Annotated in this window: 12 protein-coding genes, 1 tRNA gene and 1 pseudogene; 9 read left to right on the top strand and 5 right to left on the bottom strand. The window is 43.7% G+C overall.

All coding sequences use genetic code 11. The annotated features are described in order from the left end of the window. Positions 1 to 784: 784 nt before the first annotated feature. The 4 genes from AC075J_RS08720 to trmB form a co-directional block, all read right to left on the bottom strand. Complete coding sequence (locus AC075J_RS08720; RefSeq protein ID WP_055200171.1) at positions 785 to 3,178, bottom strand: glycoside hydrolase family 31 protein; 2,394 nt, start codon at positions 3,176 to 3,178, stop codon at positions 785 to 787. A gap of 220 nt (positions 3,179 to 3,398) precedes the next feature. Next, the gene (locus tag AC075J_RS08715; protein WP_022379960.1) at positions 3,399 to 4,799 is read right to left on the bottom strand and encodes a phospholipase D-like domain-containing protein; all 1,401 of its coding nucleotides are present in this window, start codon (positions 4,797 to 4,799) and stop codon (positions 3,399 to 3,401) included. Between the two features lie 530 nt (positions 4,800 to 5,329). Further along, positions 5,330 to 5,402 (bottom strand) — tRNA-Lys (locus AC075J_RS08710). A 425-nt stretch (positions 5,403 to 5,827) separates the two neighbouring features. Next, positions 5,828 to 6,493 carry a tRNA (guanosine(46)-N7)-methyltransferase TrmB gene (trmB, locus tag AC075J_RS08705; RefSeq protein WP_055200173.1) on the bottom strand — a complete coding sequence of 222 codons (666 nt, stop codon included), beginning with the start codon at positions 6,491 to 6,493 and terminating at the stop codon, positions 5,828 to 5,830. Positions 6,494 to 6,799: 306 nt separating this feature from the next. Between trmB and AC075J_RS08700 the strand changes: the two genes are divergently transcribed. Next, entirely contained in the window at positions 6,800 to 7,111 is a 312-nt protein-coding gene (locus AC075J_RS08700) for a hypothetical protein (RefSeq protein WP_118616795.1), read from the top strand. 9 nt (positions 7,112 to 7,120) lie between these two features. Here the strand turns inward: AC075J_RS08700 and AC075J_RS08695 are convergent, their stop codons facing one another. Beyond that, on the bottom strand, positions 7,121 to 7,183 hold the full coding sequence (locus AC075J_RS08695) for a DUF6783 domain-containing protein (protein ID WP_368199339.1): 63 nt from the start codon (positions 7,181 to 7,183) through the stop codon (positions 7,121 to 7,123). A 49-nt stretch (positions 7,184 to 7,232) separates the two neighbouring features. On the opposite strand from AC075J_RS08695, the gene AC075J_RS08690 reads away from it, so the two are divergent. The 8 genes and pseudogenes from AC075J_RS08690 to AC075J_RS08655 form a co-directional block, all read left to right on the top strand. Beyond that, positions 7,233 to 8,276, top strand: a complete 1,044-nt coding sequence (locus AC075J_RS08690) for a V0D/AC39 family V-type ATPase subunit (RefSeq protein ID WP_055200175.1) — start codon at positions 7,233 to 7,235, stop codon at positions 8,274 to 8,276. Positions 8,277 to 8,343: 67 nt separating this feature from the next. Continuing rightward, positions 8,344 to 10,284 (top strand): V-type ATP synthase subunit I, encoded by a 1,941-nt coding sequence (locus AC075J_RS08685; protein ID WP_173702928.1) that lies wholly within the window; start codon positions 8,344 to 8,346, stop codon positions 10,282 to 10,284. 144 nt (positions 10,285 to 10,428) lie between these two features. After that, positions 10,429 to 10,860: an ATP synthase subunit C gene (locus AC075J_RS08680; protein WP_008705339.1), complete on the top strand. Its 432-nt coding sequence runs from the start codon at positions 10,429 to 10,431 to the stop codon at positions 10,858 to 10,860. Position 10,861: 1 nt separating this feature from the next. Next, complete coding sequence (locus tag AC075J_RS08675) at positions 10,862 to 11,170, top strand: V-type ATP synthase subunit F (protein WP_008705340.1); 309 nt, start codon at positions 10,862 to 10,864, stop codon at positions 11,168 to 11,170. A gap of 90 nt (positions 11,171 to 11,260) precedes the next feature. Continuing rightward, complete coding sequence (locus tag AC075J_RS08670) at positions 11,261 to 11,848, top strand: V-type ATP synthase subunit E (RefSeq protein ID WP_025578303.1); 588 nt, start codon at positions 11,261 to 11,263, stop codon at positions 11,846 to 11,848. Continuing rightward, positions 11,841 to 13,613: a V-type ATP synthase subunit A gene (locus AC075J_RS08665; RefSeq protein ID WP_281218186.1), complete on the top strand. Its 1,773-nt coding sequence runs from the start codon at positions 11,841 to 11,843 to the stop codon at positions 13,611 to 13,613. Before AC075J_RS08670 ends, AC075J_RS08665 begins: the two co-directional genes overlap by 8 nt. A gap of 62 nt (positions 13,614 to 13,675) precedes the next feature. Further along, the gene (locus AC075J_RS08660; protein WP_281218187.1) at positions 13,676 to 15,058 is read left to right on the top strand and encodes a V-type ATP synthase subunit B; all 1,383 of its coding nucleotides are present in this window, start codon (positions 13,676 to 13,678) and stop codon (positions 15,056 to 15,058) included. An 18-nt stretch (positions 15,059 to 15,076) separates the two neighbouring features. Continuing rightward, positions 15,077 to 15,179, top strand: a pseudogene (locus tag AC075J_RS08655) (V-type ATP synthase subunit D); the annotation flags it as partial.

Here is a 15,179-nt window from a genome sequence, read left to right as displayed (position 1 = left end):
CGTTATTGTTCACTCCGTTCACAGTAACGTAGCCAAAATTCATTCCAGATTGCCTGCGGCAATGGAATTTTGGCTTGTATGTCTCGGGATTTTGGCATATTCATGCCAAAACACCTCGCGGGATAGTGGTGTGTGAACAGTAATCTTACTTCCAATTTATAAGTTTTTTAGAATTTAATCACGTTTTTTTCAACAGTCCATCACATTTTGCTCACAAATTCCCTGTATATTAATAAGCAAATAAAGCAAATGCTTTACAGACAGGTTGCAAATGCTTTTTCACATAGATTTTTAACTTTTTTCTTTTTCATACTTATGCCGGACCGTAAGGTCCGGCCCTCCTTCTTTTTACAGACCTTTTCAGGTCTTTTTCTTTTTTTTATAAGTTTTTTAGAATTTAATCACAATTTCTTCAACAGTCCATCACATTTTGCACACATTTTCCCTGTATATTAATAAGCAAATAAAGCAAACGCTTTATTTATAATAAAACTTTTTCTTTTTCATACTTGCCGGATCGCAAGATCCGGCACTCCTTCTTTTAAAATGTGAAATCCCGCTCACAGTAAGACACAACTGTGAGCGGGATTTTTGTGTTACCGCAGAGAACTAGTGTGCCGACAAGTTGATTCTTGAAACAATCTTGCAGGATAAATTTTCTTATTTCAAGGCGGAGGAAGGAGGCGTAGCGGTGGCTACGGCGACCGACGCCAACGCGGAAATAAGAAATTTAGACGCAAGATTGTTCGAGAAATCAACTTGTTGGCACACTAGCTTGATTCGGTTAAATTCCCATTGTAAGAATCTCCATCAGTACCCCAAGCAATGACGGATTCAAATTCATGGATACCAGAACTGGCACTGCCTCTGTGCCCAGCTCTTTCACTACTTTATAAACCTCTGTCTTCTGTGCATAGGTAATCTGTGCTTTTTCCAGAATCTCATAGACCTCTTCTGCATAATCTCTCTGATAAACAGCTGCATCTGCCGCAAAAGTAACCTTCACCTGTGCATCTGCCGGCACATCCTTGAGGATCACTATTGTTCCATGAAGCTTCTTATCCTCTGCGAACTCTGCATCCTTATATACCTGTCCGTTTACAGTAACCTCCTGCGGTTTGTCCTGAATGTTGCAGAAGCGGATCTTCCAGGAACGTTTCTGCGGGATCACTGCTGTATTTCCCTGTGCAGCTTCTACAATAAATACTGTTCCATTCTCATCTGCAGTCTTCGTCATTCTGGTGGATACCCAATTCTCATCCAGGTCTTCCGGTGTGTCCCCACCGTCTTCCCAAAGTACAAATTCTCCTGATTCTCCAGGATATACAAGTACTTCCAGTTTCTCAGGATTCTCAATGGAATTATCATATCCTTCCATGTCCTTCAGTGGAATGATGCTGCCTTCACGCACAAGTACCGGCATCTCATAAATATCTCTCCAGAGATCCACTTTTCTGCCGCCCTTATATGCTCTTCCGTTAAAGAAATCATACCAGATTCCCTGCGGAATCCATGTCTTTGCGCCTGCAAGTCCTGTTACCGGATCCAGCTTATCTGTGATTGGAGATACCATCATCTCTGTGCCGAAATAATAGTTGTTCGGTACTTCATAGGTTTCCTCACGCTCCGGCTCCAGATAATACATCGGCTGTACCAGCGGCAGTCCCGCTCTGCTTGCACGACGGTTCATGGTGTAAAGATACGGAACTAGCTTATGACGCAGTTTCAGGAAATTCTTCATTACTGTTTCTACAATCTGGTTGTATTTCCACGGTTCTTTTCCATTAAACGGGTTATCTGTGCTGTGCAGACGATTCATTGGTGAAAAGACTCCAAGCTGTACCCACCTTGCAGTGAGCTCGTCGTCTCTGTATCCAAACATATGTCCACCGATATCATGACTCCACCATCCAAAACCGATGTTGCTGGCATTTGCTGTGAAATATGGCTGGAATTTCAGACTCTCCCAGGTAATGAACGTATCACCGGAAAAACCAACCGGGTATCTGTGGCTTCCTGGACCTGCATATCTTGAGAAAGTCAGCGCACGTTTTCCTTTCCACTTGCTGTCCAGATAGTGATAGTGGTTCAGCATCCAGAGCGGATCCAGTCCCGGAACCTTGGTTACAGTTCCCTGCTGCCAGTCAAGCCACCAGAAGTCTACTCCCTCTTCTTCCATCGGATGATGCAGTTCCTCAAAATATGTCTCAATGAATTTCGGATCTGTCATATCAAAAAGTACCGGTTCCTTACTTGCAGGATCAATTCCCATCTTCTCTGCAACTCTCGGATAGGCTTCTTCATAAGCACGCACTCCATCTGCCGGATGTACGTTCAGTGTGATCTTATATCCATGTTTGTGCAGCCAGTCCATAAATTCAGGCGGATTTGGGAAAAACTTCTTATTCCAGGTATATCCTGTCCATCCGCTTCCATATACAGGAGGTACATCCTCTACCAGATGCCAGTCCATATCTACAACTGCAACAGAAAACGGCACTTCTTCTTTCTCAAAACGCTCTACCAGTTCTTTGTACTCTGTCTCTGTGTATTTGTGATATCTGCTCCACCAGTTTCCGAACGTATATCTTGGAAGCAGAGGTGTTTTTCCACATAATCTGTAAAAATCCTGCAGACATTCCACATATCTGTGACCATATCCAAAGAAATAAAAGTCTGCTCTGTTTCCCTGACGTGGCTCTACCATTCCATCTTCGCCCATAGCCATTGTGTGGGAATCATCCAGCACTGAAAAACCGTTTCTGGACATAATTCCATGACTCAGCGGAATCTCACCGTCTGCTTCATCCAGGGTTCTGGCTGTTCCCAGCAGATCTTTTGGTTCATCACCATAATGCCACACGCGCTCGCTGGCTTTTCCACCCGCTACACGTATCATCAGACCGCTTGGAGAAAATTTCTGCCTGTCATAGTGGATTTCCAGGTCTTTGGTGTAAATATGTAATTCCTCACCGCCATCGCTCACCCTGAATTCCGGCACCGGGAAATCACGATTGCATACCATCTGTGTTGCTCTGTCCTCAAATCCTCCGTCTTCGCTGTACTCAAAACGGATCAGGGCAGTTGTCAGCATTGTAATCCTGAAATGATCGCCCACGATCACAGCTTCCTTTCTGCATACAGGATTACCTTCCAGCACAAATTTCTTTAAGTTCATAAAAGCTTTTCCTCCTTTACATCAACAACAGTTGTAACAGCTGCTTTTATGTCTATTTTAATCTTCTGCAGTCTGATTGACAACGCCTTTTTTCAGCTACTGAACATTTATATGACATATACTTGTGATATTATTTTCTAGAACGTGTCTGAAAAATGCTTTACGCAAGATGTGCGTCACAATTTGCAGGAGATTTTGGGAATGATTTTCCAAACACACTCTAAAGCAGCTGCCGAAGAGGACGAATGATAATCCTGAGCACGCCGTAGTATAACTTCTTTTTCCGATTCAACACTTTCCCCTGGTACTTTGCGCCTTCGGTTTCCTGACCGTTTGCAAGTACCTCTTTGCTTTTTTCCATATAATCTGATTCTGTTTCGTGAATCTGCTGATTCAGTTTTTCGCTGTCAATTACCAGCATCAGTTCCGTATCCAGATAAGTACTTCGCATATCCAGATTATAGGAACCTACTACTGACAGACGGTCATTTATCAGCACAGCTTTTGTATGAACCGGATAATCATTCATCAGTTCATACACATCTGCCCCTGTTTCCAGAATTTTCTTTTTCTGATTAAGATAATCTGTACAGCCCCATGGATTAGAGCCTTTTTCCACTGCATTCAGCACGATCTGAAGCTTTGCATGATCTGAAATCCCCTGCAATACATCATACATGTAACCATTACAGATCACATAAGGAGTCTGTATTATTACATGATCTGCATTTTCAGTAAGATACTGAATTGTCTGGAGAACCTGCGGTGTTTTTCGTCCCGCCTCAATTCCATTATTGATCAGAGTGATCTTGTTTGCTTCTATCGTATCCTTTTCCCATGCACTGTAGGTTTCTATATCATTGTACCTTTTCAGCAGAGATATGTAAATTTCTTCCATGTGCCGGTATGCATCCGTATATCTGGAAGATTGTTTGCCGTTTTTAATGCTCACACAGCTTTCCTTCCATATTTTATGGAAATAATCCTCAAGCTGGTTCAGAGACTCTCCCTGTCCTTCTGATGTATCATACACCAGGATATCTCTGTCTTCATTAATGCCTTTTGTCTGATCCCCCAGAAAGATATCATTGCTGTTGCGTCCGCCCAGCAGATACATTTTCTCATCCACGATCAGATATTTATCATGCATGCGATAATTCACCTTAAACAGATTGACCGGTGTCACCGGATTGTAAACTCCCACTTCCACATTCTCATATGATGCCAGAGCCTGGAAATCGCTGCTTCCAGCCAGAAACAGTTGCTGATAAATTCCATCGATCAATAACTGAATCTTCACACCTCTTGCCGCAGCGCAATTCAATGCGGCAAGAATTTTAGTGCCATTATCATCCGCGCGTAAGTCAAAGGTAGACAGTACAATGCTCTCCTTCGCAGTGCCAATCATACGAAGCCTCCACAAAAGTGCCTCTTCATTATCGTCAATGCAGCAAATCCTTTCTACGCCTGCTGTCTCTGATGTAAATTCTGTCTTTCTCAGACTTTCCACATATGTTTCGTCCGGTTTCCTGCAAAAAAGAGGTGAAAGTATATTTACCAGCACCACGATCAGCAGGAAAAGGCAAAATATTTTTCCTGTTCTTTTTAGTATTTTTTTCATTCGATACCGTAACCTCCTTTGACCAGACCGGAACCCAGATATTTGACTTATTCCTCTTCTTTCGACAATACACTGAGTATAGAGTATAACATAATCAGAAGCCATAGTGCATCTTTTGATACGAAAAGCGTTAAAATCTTTTCACAAACCCTTTTCTTTTTCTTGCAATGTCTTATATGTTTCCGACTTATAAAAATTCAATGTCATCAACTCTTTCCAACAGGGAGGGATTTCAATGTTATCAGGATGGTTTGTATAAAGTGTGATGACTGGTTATAAAGAGAGTTTATCTGCATCTTGCACAGCAGTCTTCTCTCCTGCATGAAGATATTTACCAGCTTGACCCTGTGTTCTTTAAGCGGTATCAGTAGCATAAAATACTTTTACGCCCTTGTGGAACTTTCTCCGCAGGGGCGTAAATACTTCATTTCTCTCTATTTCCCAGACACCTTTATTTTTCACTTTTCCGTAAAACATAAAAAACACCGTCCCCGCGGCAATCGCTTTGTCCGCAAAAACAGTGTTCTTAGTGCGCCTTCAGGGGTTCGAACCCTGGACACCCTGATTAAGAGTCAGGTGCTCTACCAACTGAGCTAAAAGCGCATATTCTTTTGTTTTTCTCTGTGTTGAAGTTTTGCATCACCCTCAACGCAAGTGATATTATATATAATAGTCGTTTAAATGTCAATAGGTTTTTTCAAAAAAAATCAGATTTTTTTTCTATTTCATTTATTTTTCCTTTTTTTCGTCGTTTTGGGACATTTTGTTAAGTGTTTTATTGACCTCTTCTGCGGATTTCCGCAGGCGGCTGAAGGTATTATCAAAGTTTTTGTGTTCATAGCGGAATTGTAGCATTTTATTATGGAAAGAACTTTTTCGTTTCACCAGCTGACTCCTTCGGGGCGCGAAGCGCCCCGAAATTTTCTTATACTATAATATGCACTGCCAGCCACAATAGATAATCAAATGAATAATCGCAATCCACTTCACTACGGAATTGCTATAAACCAGATGATTGCTCTGCTTTTTTATCTGTGACACTCTCTGGAAATCACCATCTTACAGATTGGATTTCCCATAGAAGAAAATTTCTCTTCATATTCTGTCATAACATTTCCCTGTACCATCTCTTCATTATGATGCAGATCAAAGGTAGAAGCTTCCAGATTCCATCCGGCTTCCTCCACTTCTTCCAGGGAAAATTCAAACAGTTCCTTATTATCTGTCTTAAATTCCACTTTTCCATCCGGAACCAGAATCTGGTCATAACGTGCCAAGAATTCTCTGGATGTCAGGCGACGTTTTGCATGGCGGGCTTTTGGCCATGGATCGGAAAAGTTCAAGTAAATCTTATCTACTTCACCTTTCTCAAAGATTTCCGGCAGAAGTCTGGCATCCACTCTCATAAAAAATAAATTAGAATAAACCTCTCCATTCTCCTCCAGTTCTTCTCTCTTCTGCAATGCGCGAAGAAGAACGCTGTCATACATCTCGATTCCTATATAATTGATATCCGGATGCAGCCGGGCCAGATCCATAAGAAATCTTCCTTTTCCCATCCCTACTTCAATATGAAGAGGCTGCTTTTTCGCGAAAACCTCCCCCCAGTGTCCTTTCTTTGTCTGTGGCTCCTGCACCACATAAGGGCTCTCCAGAATTGCATCCTGAGCTCCCGGAATATTTCTTAATCTCATAAAAATCTCCTGTTCCTTTTCTTATATCTCCAGAGCGTGTTTGAAAAATGCTTTACGCAAGATGTGCGTGCAATTTCCTGCCACCAATAAACTACCATACCATACTCCTAACGTCAATTACATCCCGGACAGATATTCGCAGGAGATTTCTTTAACTTGTCTAAAAAATAACAATTTTTTTATTTCTGAAAAAAATTTAGATGGTTTTTTTAAACAAAAGGGTGTATGATATCTAACAGATATTACTATTTTGTGCATAGTAAATCTGGTTTTTTTGTAAAATTTCGACAACTAAGGAGGTTGAAGATGGAGCAGATACTTAACAAATTATCTGAAATCGAGCTTACAGCCCAACGCATCATGGAAGACTGCGACCGGCAAAAGCAACAGCTTTCTGAAGAGGCAGAACAGAAATGTAAAAATTATGACGAGCAGCTGGAATCCCGGACAGCAGAGCAGATTCGACGGATCCGTCAGCAACTGGAAGAAGAAAAAGATTCCCGCCTGGCACAGTTACGTGCAGACACAGACGCTACCTTTTCTTCACTGGATGCTCATTACGAACAGCAGCACTCACAACTTTCAAGAGAATTGTTTGAGAAAATACTGACTATGTAAAGATCTGTCTCAAACGCTAGAGCGTGTCTGAAAAAGGCTTTCTGCAAGATGTGCGTCACAATTTGTGGGAATGATTTTTCAGACACACTCTAGATGACATCAGGAAAGGAAGTGAAAAACAATGGGAGGCGTACTCTCCTACAGCGGACTTTCCACGAAAATCCGCGCAATGCAGAGCAGGCTTACTACCATGGATCAGTTCGAGGAAATCCTCCAACTCTCCGATGTCACGCAGGTAGCCGCCTATCTGAAGCGAATGCCGGAATACTCTTCCAGGTGGGATGCACTGGATGAAAATACCCTGCACCGTGGCCAAATTGAGAAGCTTCTGAAGAAATCCATATTCCAGAATTTCTCCAGAATTTATCACTTTGCCAACCCGGAGCAACGTAAATTTCTGGATCTGTATTCCAAGCGATATGAAATCCGTGTACTGAAGGAAGTCATGACAAATATCTTCGATCACCGCGACACGGATCCTGTAGATGTTTCTCCGTACCGTGAATTTTTCCGTCTGCATTCCAATATTGATGTAGACCGGATCACTACCTGTTCCACCATGGAGGAACTGATCTCCTGCCTCAAAGGAAACGAATTTTATATCCCGCTTTCGAAGATCCAGGAGCATGAAACAGCACTTCTCTTCGACTATGGTATGGCACTGGATCTGTACTATTTTACCCAGATCTGGAACATCCGTAAGAAGCTGTTTAAAGGTAAAGATCTGGAAGAGATTACCCGCACTTACGGTGAGAAATTTGATATGCTGAACCTGCAGTTTATCCAGCGTTCCAAAAGGTATTACAACATGGATCCGGCAAGTATTTATGCCCTGCTGATCCCTGTAAATTATAAGTTAAAGAAAGAAGAAATCACAGCTTTGGTGGAAGCGCCTTCATACGAAGAAGGTCGAAGAATTTTCCAGAAAACATGGTACGGCAACAAATATGAACAGCTTACCGTAGCCAATCTGGAAGAATTCTACAACCACATCCACCGCTCGATCCTTGAGAAGGAATCCCACAGAAATCCATATTCTGTAGCAGTGATCTATTCTTATCTGTATAACAAGGAACACGAAGTAAACCGTCTGACTATCGCCATTGAATGCGTACGTTATGGTGTGCAGCATGATGAAGCCATGCGTTATATTTGCAACAGTTGATTTCTATATGGCGCATAACTGAATAACTGCTTCGCAGTTTAAAGAACATTAACCAGGAGGTGAATTTATGATTGAGAAAATGAAGTTCCTGAGCATTACCGGTCCTAAAACCGATATTGACAGAGTGGTAAACACCTATCTTTCCAAGTACGAAATTCATCTGGAAAATGCCCTTTCCGAGCTGACCGCAGTAGAGAGTCTTTCTCCGTTTATGGAAATCAATCCATATAAGGAAGCACTCTCTACTGCCAACAGTTTCTATGATGAACTGGCAGATCCGGAGAAGATTTCTGCCAAACCCATGGATACTGAACAGGCTTTAAATACAATCCGCCGGATTCAGTCTGATTATCAGGAACTAAGCAATAAACGTGCTGATCTGGAGAGTCAGCTTGCAGCTCTGGATGAATCTCTGCGAGTGATCCGCCCGTTCAGAAATATTAATTACAATATTTCCTCAATCCTGAAATTCCAGTTCATCCACTTCCGTTTCGGAAGGATTGAGAAGGAATATTACCAGAAATTTGAAAAGTATATTTACGAAAATCTGGACACAATTTTCATTAAATGTGATGAAGATGACCAGTATGTCTGGGGTCTGTATTTTGTCCCGGAGCACGAAGCCCAGAAAGTAAAAGCCGTCTATTCTTCCATGCACTTCGAGCGTATTTATATGCCAGATACGTATGAGGGAACAGCAAAAGAAGCTTTCGAACAACTGACTGAAACACGCAACAGAGCTGCTGCTGATCTGGCATCTGCCGATCAGAAAAAAGCAGATTTTCTTCTTAGAAATCAGAAAGATATCATTGCATCACGCAATGCTATCGCACAGCTTTCCGGTAACTTTGATGTGCGCAGACTTGCGGCATGTACACATGGGGATAAAGACGTTTTCTATATCTTATGTGGATGGATGACAGAGAAAGATGCCCATTCTTTCCAGAATGATATCAAAGACGACAGCCGCATTTTCTGTATTATTGACGGTGAAGAGGACGAACATCTGAAGCCAGGTATACACCAGCAGCCGCCAACGAAACTGAAGAACCCGAAACTGTTTAAACCATTTGAAATGTACATTAAGATGTATGGTCTTCCGGCCTATAACGAGATGGATCCCACATGGTTTGTAGCACTGACTTATTCCTTTATTTTCGGTGCAATGTTCGGTGATGTGGGACAGGGATTGCTGCTCTTTATCGGAGGTTTCCTGCTTTATAAATTCAAACATATCACACTGGCAGGCATTATCAGTTGTGCAGGTGTGTTCTCCACAATCTTCGGATTTATGTTCGGAAGTATCTTCGGATTCGAAGATGTGATACCTGCCCTGTGGCTTCGCCCGATGAACAATATGATGTCAGTTCCGTTTATCGGAAAGCTGAATACAGTATTTATTGTTGCCATTGGTTTTGGTATGTGCCTGATCCTTTTATGTATGGTATTTAACATCCTGAATGCCTGGAAAGCCGGAGATGTAGAACACATCTGGTTTGATACAAACTCAGTAGCCGGTCTGGTATTCTACGGCTCTGCAGTTGTCTCCATTGCACTTATACTGAATGGCAAAACACTTCCCGGCGGAATCGTACTGTTTATCATGTTCGGCGTACCATTGATCCTAATCTTCCTGAAAGAGCCACTTACAGCCCTCATTGAGAAGAAATCAGAAGTTATGCCGAAAGAGAAGGGAATGTTCGTTGTACAGGGACTTTTTGAAATGTTTGAAGTCCTGTTAAGCTACTTCTCCAATACCCTTTCCTTCGTCCGTATCGGAGCTTTCGCAGTCAGCCATGCAGCGATGATGGAAGTCGTTCTCATGCTTGCAGGCGCAGAAAGCGGAAACCTGAACTGGATAGTAGTAGTTCTGGGAAACCTTTTTGTATGTGGTATGGAGGGCCTGATCGTCGGTATCCAGGTGCTTCGTCTGGAATATTATGAAATGTTCAGCCGCTTCTACAAAGGTACAGGACGTAAATTTGAGCCGTTCCGCTCTGTAAAATAGACAGAAAGATCATCAGAAATTATACTATTTTCATTTATATATCATCCTCGGGAAACCCATATCTGTCGGTCAGCCAGATATTCGAAGCCGAATAAATATGATATATATGAACAGCAAAATCAAAAACTAAGAGGAGATTTAATTATGACAACAATCGCACAGATCATTTTAGCAATCGCACTGGTACTCAGCATCATTCTTCCATTTGGCTACTATCTCATCGGTGAAAAAAACCGCGGACGTTACAAAACAGCTCTCGGTGTAAACGCCTTCTTCTTCTTTGGAACTATGCTTATCGCCATTGCAGTTATGTTCACAGGTGCTTCTTCCGTACAGGCAGCTGCAGGCTCTGAAGGCACACTTGCAACAGGTATGGGTTATATCGCAGCAGCTCTTGTAACCGGACTTTCCTGTATCGGTGGTGGTATTGCCGTTGCCAGTGCGGCAAGCGCAGCATTAGGTGCTATCAGCGAGGATCAGAGTATCCTTGGTAAATCCCTTATTTTCGTAGGTCTTGCAGAAGGTGTCGCCCTTTATGGACTGATCATCTCCTTCATGATCCTGGGACAGTTATAGGATGCAGATGTTTTTGATCAGCGACAATATCGATACCTACACAGGGATGAGACTGGCAGGTGTGGAGGGCGTGGTCGTACACACACATGATGAATTAAAAGATGCTTTGCAGAAAGCTATCTCCAATAAAGAAATCGGAATCATACTCCTGACCGAGAAATTCGGCCGGGAGTTTCCCGAAATTATAGATGATGTAAAGCTTCATCACAAGACCCCTCTGATCATCGAAATTCCCGACAGGCACGGTACTGGTCGCAAACCGGATTTTATCACTTCATATGTGAATGAAGCTATTGGTTTAAAACTGTAAATATACCGCACGAATCGTATTGATGAAAACGGAATAAACAATAACAGGTGCAGAACAGTAACAATCTAAATATTACAGGCAGGTGTTAACATGACAATTGATGAAAAACTCAGCCATTTTTATGATATCACTGTAGAGGAAGCCCACGAAAAAGCTGCCGCCATTCTCGATGAGCATAAAGCGGCTCTGGAGAAAATGGCAGAAGAACACAAAACTCTCAGTGAAGAAAACGCCCAGACACAGATCAAAGCGGAAACTGCCAGCGCCCGACGTGAAATAAACAAGGCTCTCTCCGCAGAACAGCTCACGATCAAGCGTGACTGGACCAGAAAACAAAACGAATTAAAAGAGAAAATTTTCTCCGAAGTAAAAGGACTTCTGGAATCCTTTACCAAAACTCCGGAGTATGAGAACTATTTAACTGCTAAGATCAAAGAAGCTCTGGATTTCGCGGGAAATGATGAGATCACTATCTATCTCTCTCCGGAGGACAGATCTCTTGCAGAGAAACTTCAGCATACAACAGGTACTGCTATCCAGCTTGCAAAGGACTCTTTTCTTGGCGGTATCCGCGCTACGATTCCTCAGAAAAACATCCTGATCGATCACTCTTTTGCAGGAAATTTTGAGGCAGCATACAAAGAATTCAAGTTTGACGGAGGACCAGAACATGAGTAATACAGGTATTATCTACGGTGTCAACGGCCCCGTCATTTATCTGAAGGGCGACAGCGGATTCAAGATTTCCGAGATGGTCTATGTAGGTCCGGAACATCTGGTAGGTGAGATCATCGGCCTGAAGAAAGGCATGACCACCGTACAGGTTTTCGAGGAGACTACAGGACTGAAACCGGGCGATACAGTTACAGGAACCGGAGATGCCATTTCTGTACTTCTGGGACCTGGAATCATCCACAATATTTTTGATGGTATCCAGCGTCCTCTGGAAGAGATTGCCAAAGCCTCAGGCAAATATATTTCACGAGGTGTCAGCGTTGATTCTCTTGACACAGAAAAGAAATGGAACACTCACATCACAGTAAAAGAAGGAGATGTTGTAGGTCCCGGCTCTGTTATCGCAGAAACTCAGGAAACAGACTCCATTCTCCATAAATCCATGGTTCCTCCGAATCTTACAGAAGCCACAGTTATCCACGCAGCATCTGACGGAGCATACACCATTCTGGAACCGATCGTAACCATTCAGTTCGCAGACGGAACCACCAAAGATCTGGCACTTGCACAGAAATGGCCGATCCGTATCCCGAGACCAACCCACAAACGTTTCCCCGCAAGCGTCCCGCTTGTCACAGGCCAGCGTATCCTGGACACTCTTTTCCCGATTGCCAAGGGCGGTACAGCCGCTGTTCCGGGAGGTTTCGGTACAGGTAAGACCATGACTCAGCATCAGATTGCAAAATGGTCTGATGCAGACATTATCATCTACATTGGATGCGGAGAACGTGGAAACGAGATGACTCAGGTTCTGGAAGATTTCAGTAAACTGATCGACCCGAAATCCGGAAACCTGATGATGGACAGAACCACATTGATCGCCAATACTTCCAACATGCCGGTTGCGGCGCGTGAAGCTTCTATTTATACAGGTGTAACTCTTGCGGAATATTACCGGGACATGGGTTACGACGTAGCTATCATGGCAGACTCCACTTCCCGTTGGGCAGAAGCTCTTCGAGAACTGTCCGGCCGTCTGGAGGAAATGCCTGCAGAGGAAGGTTTCCCTGCATATCTGGCATCCAAGCTGTCCGCATTCTATGAACGTGCAGGAATGATGCAGAACTTAAACGGAACCGAAGGCTCTGTCTCCATTATCGGAGCAGTTTCTCCACAGGGTGGTGACTTCTCAGAGCCTGTCACACAAAACACCAAACGTTTCGTCCGCTGCTTCTGGGGACTGGACAAATCCCTTGCCTATGCCCGTCACTTCCCGGCAATCCACTGGCTCACCAGCTACAGTGAATATCTGGAAGACCTGACTCCATGGTACAGAGAGCATGTTTCCCCGAAATTTGTAGCAGACAGAAATCAGCTCATGGCAATCCTGAATCAGGAGAGCTCCCTGATGGAGATCGTCAAGCTAATCGGAAGCGACGTTCTTCCGGATGACCAGAAACTGACGCTGGAAATTGCCAGAGTCATCCGTCTGGGCTTCCTCCAGCAGAACGCTTTTCACGCAGAAGACACCTGCGTACCAATGGAAAAACAGTTTAAAATGATGGAAACGATCCTCTATCTTTATGAAAAATGCCGTGCACTCATCAACCGTGGAATGCCGGTTTCCATACTGAAAGAGGGGAACAACATTTTTGAAAAAATTATTTCCATTAAATATGATGTGGCAAATAATCAGCTTGATAAATTCGACCAATACAAGCAGGACATTGATACTTTCTATGATAACATAATGGAAAAAAACGGCTGATGCCGGAACAGTTACATTCATAGCCATAACCGGCTATGAGTTGTAACAGAGAGGAGAAGTTTATGGCAATTGAATATTTAGGCTTAAGCGAAATAAACGGACCTCTGGTGGTCCTGGAAGGCGTCAAGAATGCCTCCTATGAGGAAATCGTAGAATTTCACATGGATGACGGGACTCGCAAGATCGGCCGTATTATTGAGATTTATGAGGACAAGGCTGTTATCCAGGTTTTTGAAGGAACAGACGGTATGTCCTTAAGCAACACCCATACCCGGCTGACCGGACGTCCCATGGAGATCGGGCTTTCCCCGGAAATCCTCGGACGAACCTTTAACGGTATCGGACAGCCCATCGACGGTCTGGGGGACATCACCCCGGATGTAAAATTAAACATCAATGGTCTGCCGCTGAACCCGGTAGCACGTGAATATCCCCGAAACTATATCAACACCGGTATTTCCGCAATCGACGGACTGACCACCCTGATCCGAGGACAGAAGCTTCCGATCTTTTCCGGAAATGGTCTTCCACACGACAAGCTGGCTGCACAGATCGTACAGCAGGCTTCTCTGGGAGAGGACTCTGATGAAGATTTTGCCATTGTTTTCGCAGCAATGGGTGTCAAATATGACGTAGCGGAATTTTTCCGCCGTACCTTCGAGGAAAGCGGTGCTGCAGACCATGTAGTTATGTTCCTGAATCTTGCAAATGATCCGGTTGTTGAACGTCTTCTTACACCGAAGATCGCCCTCACTGCCGCAGAGTATCTTGCTTTTGAAAAAGGAATGCACATCCTGGTCATCCTGACAGACATCACATCCTTCTGCGAGGCCATGCGAGAGGTTTCCTCCTCCAAAGGTGAGATTCCGTCCCGTAAAGGTTATCCGGGTTATCTGTACAGTGAGCTTGCAACCCTGTACGAACGTGCAGGTATCGTAAAAGGCAAACCGGGTTCCGTAACCCAGATCCCGATCCTGACCATGCCAAACGATGATATCACTCACCCGATTCCTGACCTTACCGGTTATATCACCGAAGGTCAGATCGTTCTGGACAGACAGCTTCATGGACAGGCAATCTATCCGCCTATTAACGTACTGCCGTCTCTTTCCCGTCTGATGAAGGACGGTATCGGTGAAGGCTATACAAGAGCAGACCATCAGGACGTGGCAAATCAGCTTTTCTCCTGCTATGCAAAGGTTGGAGATGCCAGAGCCCTTGCTTCCGTTATCGGTGAGGATGAGCTTTCCCCGCTGGATAAACGCTATCTGGTATTTGGTAAAGCCTTTGAGAGTGAATTTGTCGGCCAGTCCGAAACCGAGAACCGAAGCATCACCGAAACCCTGGATAAGGGCTGGGAGCTTCTGGGACTTCTTCCGAAAGAAGAGCTCGACCGAATTGATACGAAGATCCTCGACAAGTACTATCACGAAACAGTACGCTAAAAGAAGCGAGGTGATTACATGGATCCGAATACCTTTCCCACCAAGGGAAACCTGATACTTGCAAAGAACTCACTGAAGCTTTCCCGTCAGGGCTATGAGCTGATGGACAAGAAGCGTAACA

This window comes from Blautia sp. ZXY-1-C6, from assembly GCF_056339875.1.
The sequence above is the reverse complement of the archived record's forward strand: the minus strand, read 5'-3'. Positions and strand labels throughout refer to the sequence as shown.